Source organism: Kytococcus sp. HMSC28H12 (assembly GCF_001816045.1).
GTDB classification, from domain to species: domain Bacteria; phylum Actinomycetota; class Actinomycetes; order Actinomycetales; family Dermatophilaceae; genus Kytococcus; species Kytococcus schroeteri.
Genome location: NZ_KV824361.1, coordinates 1 through 5,348, shown reverse-complemented (window position 1 = coordinate 5,348; position 5,348 = coordinate 1). Strand labels below are relative to the sequence as shown.

Here is a 5,348-nt window from a genome sequence, read left to right as displayed (position 1 = left end):
AGGCGGGCGGCGGGGTCCGCCATCGCCCACGGGGCGAGCACGAAGGCACGCTCGGCCGCGCGCGGGTGGGGCAGCAGCAGCTCCCCCTCGGCGTGCACCTCGGTGCCGGCGCGCGGGTCGCCGTACTGCACGAGGTCGAGGTCGAGCGTGCGCGCCCCCCAGCGCACCTCCCGCGTGCGGCCGTGCGCCGCCTCGATACCGTGCAGCGCGGCCAGCAGGTCGGCGGCGCCCCGCGTGGTGCGCACCAGGGCCACGGCGTTGAGGTAGACGGGCTGCTCCACCCCACCCACGGGGTCGGTCTCCACCAGCGGGGACAGGCCCGTCAGACGAACACCCGGCAACGCGGCCAGGGCGGCCACGGCCGAGGCCAGGGTTCCGGCCGGGTCCCCGAGGTTGGCGCCCAGGGCCACCACCGCCGGCAGCTCGCGCTCGCGCACGGCGGTCACCGAGGCGTCGGCGAAGGGCACCGTGATGGGCGCCTGCGGCTTGTGCACCGTCACCTCCAGACGCGGGCAGCGGTCGCCGCCCGGGAGGGCCTGCACGGCATCGAGGAGCCGCTCGGCGAGGGTCTCGAGCAGGTCCACCGGCTCGCCCTCCACGGTGGCCACCAGCACCTCGGCGGCCTGGCCGTAGTGCAGCGTGGCGCCGATGTCATCACCCGCGCCGGCCCCGACCGGCAGGTGGGCCACGAGGTCGACGACGAAGTCCTGGCCGTCCCGGCGCTCGTGCTCGAACACCCCGTGGTGCCCCCGCGCCCGCACACCGGAGAGGCGCACGACCTGGCCGGTCACGAGGCCCACCGCCGCCCGGCCAGCCCGGCCCGCCGCAGCACCCCGAGGGCGTCCACGGTGCCGACCACGTCGTGCACGCGCACCGCCCACGCGCCGGCCTGCGCGGAGAGCAGCGGGGTGGCCGCGGTGGCGGCGTCGCGCTCCACCGGCGGCACCGGGTGGTCGGCGTCCGCTCCGGGGCGCGCCTGCTGCAGGAAGCCCTTGCGCGAGGCCCCCACGAGGGTGGCGCACCCCAGCTGGTGCGCGCCGGTCACGAAGCGGTCGAGCTCCCCGGTCATGGCCCAGCTGTGCTCGGGCGTCTTGGCGAAGCCCAGGCCCGGGTCCAGCACCACCTGCCCGCGGCGCACCCCGGCGGCCTCGGCCACCTCCAGACGCTGCGCCAGCTCGGCCAGCACCTCGCCGGTGACGTCGGTGTAGCGGGCCGGGCCGTACATGTCCGCCGAGTGCCCGCGCCAGTGCATGAGCACGTAGGGCACACCGGTCTCGGCCACCACGCGGAACATGTCCTCGTCGGCCAGGCCGCCGGAGACGTCGTTGACCACGGCAGCACCGGCCTCCACCACGGCGGCGGCCACCGAGGCCCGCATCGTGTCCACCGAGACGCACCAGCCGCGCTCGGCCAGGGCCCGCACCACGGGCACCACGCGGCGCAGCTCCTCGGCCTCGTCCACGCGCTGGCTGCCGGGCCGGGTGGACTCCCCGCCCACGTCCACCAGGTGTGCCCCGGCGGCCACCATCCGCGCGGCGTGCGCCACGGCGGCGTCGGGGGCGTCCCAGCGCCCCCCGTCGCTGAACGAGTCGGGGGTGACGTTGAGGATGCCCATGACCAGCGGCAGGCCGTCGGGGTCGACCGGCAGGCCGGGCGCGTCCGGTGCGTGCCGCACGACCTCAGCCGTTCCGCAGCAGGGTCAGGGCCTCGGCGCGCGTGGCCTGGTCGGTGAACTGGCCCCGCACGGCGGAGGTCACCGTCCGGGCCCCCGGCTTGCGCACGCCGCGCATGGTCATGCACAGGTGCTCGGCCTCCACCACCACGATGACGCCACCGGGGTCCAGGTGGTCCACCAGTGCGTTGGCCACCTGCGTGGTCAGGCGCTCCTGCACCTGCGGGCGGCGCGCGTACGTCTCCACCAGGCGGGCCAGCTTGCTCAGCCCGGCCACGCGGCCGTTGCGGGGCGTGTAGCCCACGTGGGCCACCCCGTGGAAGGGCAGCAGGTGGTGCTCGCACAGCGAGTACATCTCGATGTCGCGCACCAGCACCATCTCGTCGTGGTCCACCGCGAAGGTGGTGCCCAGCACGTCGGCGGGGTCCTGCCCCAGCCCGGAGGTCAGCTCGGCGTAGGAGCGGGCCACCCGGGCCGGGGTGTCGAGCAGGCCGTCACGGTCGGGGTCCTCCCCCACGGCCAGGAGCAGCTCCCGGACCGCCGCCTCGGCACGCGCGAGGTCCATCAGCCCCGACCACCCGCGGGACCCCAGCCGCTCGGGCTGGACCCCGGGGTCGGGGGCTGGCCGTGGCCCTCACCGGGGCCGGCCGTGCTGCCGGGCTCACCGGCACCGTGGCCCGGGTCCACCGGGTGCTCGTCCACCGGCAGCTGGTCCAGCGGGCCGGAGATGTCACCGCGCGCGACGGCGGCCTTCTCACCCTCGGTGAGCACCGGGGGCTGCTGCGAGACCGGACGGTCCTGGCTGGAGAGCCAGGTGGCGCGCACCGGGCGCTTCTTGACCGGGGCGAAGATCTCGGCCAGGCGCTCGGCGTTGATCGTCTCCTTGTCGAGCAGCTCCAGCACGAGGTCGTCCAGCAGCTCGCGGTTCTCGTTGAGCGCGGCCCAGGCCTCGTCGTGCGCGGCCTCGATGAGGGCACGCACCTCGGCGTCCACCACACCGGCCAGCTGCTCGGAGTAGTCGCGGCCACCACCCATGTCGCGGCCCATGAAGGGCTCACCGCCCTGCTCGCCGAGCTTCACGGCACCGACCTTGTCGCTCATGCCGTACTGGGTGACCATCTTGCGCGCGATGTCGGTGGCCTTCTCGATGTCGTTCGAGGCGCCCGTCGACGGGTCGTGGTAGATGATCTCCTCGGCCACGCGGCCACCCAGCGCGTAGGCCAGCTGGTCGAGCAGCTCGTTGCGCGTGGTGGAGTACTTGTCGTCCAGCGGCATCACCATCGTGTAGCCGAGCGCACGGCCGCGCGGCAGGATCGTGATCTTGCTGACCGGGGCGGTGTGGTTCATCGCCGCGGCCACCAGGGCGTGACCACCCTCGTGGTACGCCGTGACCTTGCGCTCCTTCTCGTTCATCACGCGGGTGCGCTTCTGCGGACCGGCCATGACGCGGTCGATCGCCTCGTCGAGCGCGCGGCTGTCGATCAGCTGCGCGTTGGAGCGGGCCGTGAGCAGCGCGGCCTCGTTGAGCACGTTGGCCAGGTCGGCACCGCTCATGCCCGGCGTGCGGCGGGCCACGGCCAGCAGGTCCACGTCGCCGGCCATCGGCTTGCCGCGCGCGTGCACCTTGAGGATGTCGTGGCGACCCTTCATGTCCGGGGCCTCCACCGCGATCTGGCGGTCGAAGCGGCCCGGGCGCAGCAGCGCGGGGTCGAGCACGTCCGGACGGTTCGTGGCCGCGATGAGGATGACGTTGGTCGAGCCGTCGAAGCCGTCCATCTCCACGAGCAGCTGGTTGAGCGTCTGCTCGCGCTCGTCGTGGCCACCGCCCATGCCGGCACCGCGGTGGCGACCCACGGCGTCGATCTCGTCCATGAAGATGATGGCCGGCGAGTTGGCCTTGGCCTTCTCGAACAGGTCACGGACGCGGCTGGCGCCCACACCCACGAACATCTCCACGAAGTCCGAGCCGGAGATGGAGTAGAAGGGCACGCCCGCCTCGCCGGCGATGGCGCGCGCCAGGAGCGTCTTTCCGGTGCCGGGCGGGCCGTAGAGCAGCACGCCCTTGGGCACCTTGGCACCCACCTGCTGGAACTTGGCCGGCTCGGTGAGGAACTCCTTGATCTCCTCGAGCTCCTCCACCACCTCGTCGGCGCCGGCGACGTCCTCGAAGGTCACCTTGGGCATGTCCTCGGTGGCCAGCTTGGCGCGGGACTTGCCGAACTGCATGATCCGCGAGCCGCCACCCATCTGCGGCATGATCAGCAGGAAGAGGCCCACCAGGAGCAGGAAGGGCAGCATGGTCAGCAGCAGGCTGACGAACCAGTTGGCCTTCTCCGGGTCGTCGGTGAAGCCCTTCTCCGGCTTGTGCTCGTTGAGCGCCTTCACCACGTCGTCGCCGCGGGCGTCCACGTAGAAGCTCTGGATCTTGCGGGCGTTCTCCACCCCGCCCCCGGAGTACTCCTGCCCCTCCTTGAGCGTGAGGTCGACACGGTCCGGCGTGACCTTGGCGGACTCCACCTTGTCCGCCTGGATCTGCTCCAGCGCCGCCGAGGTGTCCACGCGCTGGAAGCCGTCACTGCCCTTCAGCCCGAACCAGACCAGGGCCGCTGCGATGATCAGGAAGATCCAGAACATCGGCGTACGCCACATCTTCTTCATTGCCATCCTCGTGCGGGGCGCGACCCCGCGTCTCGTCCTGCCGACGTCGTGCCGACGCTCGATGCTCGATGCTCGCACCAACGTGCGATGGCGGCCCAGTGTTCCACAGGGCCCTGTGCAGGAGCGCCCGGACGCGGCGTCAGCTCACTGGTACATGTGCGGCGCGAGGGTGCCCACGCAGCGCAGGTTGCGGTAGCGCTCGTCGAAGTCCAGCCCGTAGCCCACGACGAAGTCGTTGGGGATGTCGAAACCCACGTAGCGGGCGTCGATCTCCACCTTCATGGCGTCCGGCTTGCGCAGCAGGGCGGCCACCTCCACCGAGGCGGCGCCGCGGGAGGCCAGGTTGTCGAGGATCCAGCTGAGCGTCAGCCCGGAGTCGATGACGTCCTCCACCACGAGCACGTGGCGGTCGGTGATGTCGACGTCGAGGTCCTTGAGGATGCGCACCACACCGCTGGACTTGGTGCCCGATCCGTAGGAGCTGATGGCCATCCAGTCCATGGGCACGCTGTAGGGCATGGCGCGCATGAGGTCCGACATCACCATGACCGCGCCCTTGAGCACGCCCACCATGAGCAGGTCCTTGCCGCGGTAGTCCTCGGCGATCCTCCCGGCCATCTCCTGCAGACCGGCCAGGATCTGCTCCTCGGTCAGCAGGACCTTCTCGAGGCCGTCCTCCATGTGCTCAGCGTCCACGTGGTCCTCCGGGTCGGTGTCGTGGTGGGTGGGCGTCGTCGTGCTCGATGCGGTACGGCCGCCTCAGGCGGGTCGTCCGTGGCGTGCGGCGTCCCCTGGTGCCGGCCCATTCTTGCCGATGGGGCCGACGACGGCGTCACCGCCCACCGTGCGCCACCGCCCCCACCGCCACGGACCGGGCACGTCCACCGCGCCCTGCCCGTGCCAGGCGGTCAGCAGGCGGTCCAGCTGCGCCAGGTGCACCGAGGTGGGGTCCGGCACGCCGGGGCCGGCCGCCTCGCGCACCAGGGCGCGCCACACGCGGGGCCGCAGCGCCTCCTCG

The 5,348-nt window shown here is 72.7% G+C and carries 6 protein-coding genes; all 6 read right to left on the bottom strand.

Going from position 1 to position 5,348, the window contains the following annotated elements:
* A partial coding sequence (folK, locus tag HMPREF3099_RS04000) for a 2-amino-4-hydroxy-6-hydroxymethyldihydropteridine diphosphokinase (protein WP_141761976.1) occupies positions 1-791 on the bottom strand: 791 nt, incomplete at its 3' end.
* A complete protein-coding gene (gene folP, locus HMPREF3099_RS03995) occupies positions 788-1,675 on the bottom strand; it encodes a dihydropteroate synthase (RefSeq protein WP_083323476.1) in 888 nt (295 codons plus the stop codon). The genes folK and folP, both read right to left, overlap by 4 nt.
* Positions 1,676-1,679: 4 nt before the next feature.
* Positions 1,680-2,237 (bottom strand): GTP cyclohydrolase I FolE, encoded by a 558-nt coding sequence (folE, locus tag HMPREF3099_RS03990; protein WP_070704267.1) that lies wholly within the window; start codon positions 2,235-2,237, stop codon positions 1,680-1,682.
* Positions 2,237-4,336, bottom strand: coding sequence for an ATP-dependent zinc metalloprotease FtsH (gene ftsH / locus HMPREF3099_RS03985; protein WP_070704264.1), 2,100 nt, complete (start codon positions 4,334-4,336; stop codon positions 2,237-2,239). Before ftsH ends, folE begins: the two co-directional genes overlap by 1 nt.
* A 138-nt stretch (positions 4,337-4,474) precedes the next feature.
* Positions 4,475-5,026: a hypoxanthine phosphoribosyltransferase gene (gene hpt, locus HMPREF3099_RS03980; RefSeq protein WP_070704261.1), complete on the bottom strand. Its 552-nt coding sequence runs from the start codon at positions 5,024-5,026 to the stop codon at positions 4,475-4,477.
* Between the two features lie 63 nt (positions 5,027-5,089).
* On the bottom strand, positions 5,090-5,348 hold a 259-nt coding region (locus HMPREF3099_RS03975; RefSeq protein ID WP_202816682.1), incomplete at its 5' end, for a TilS substrate-binding domain-containing protein.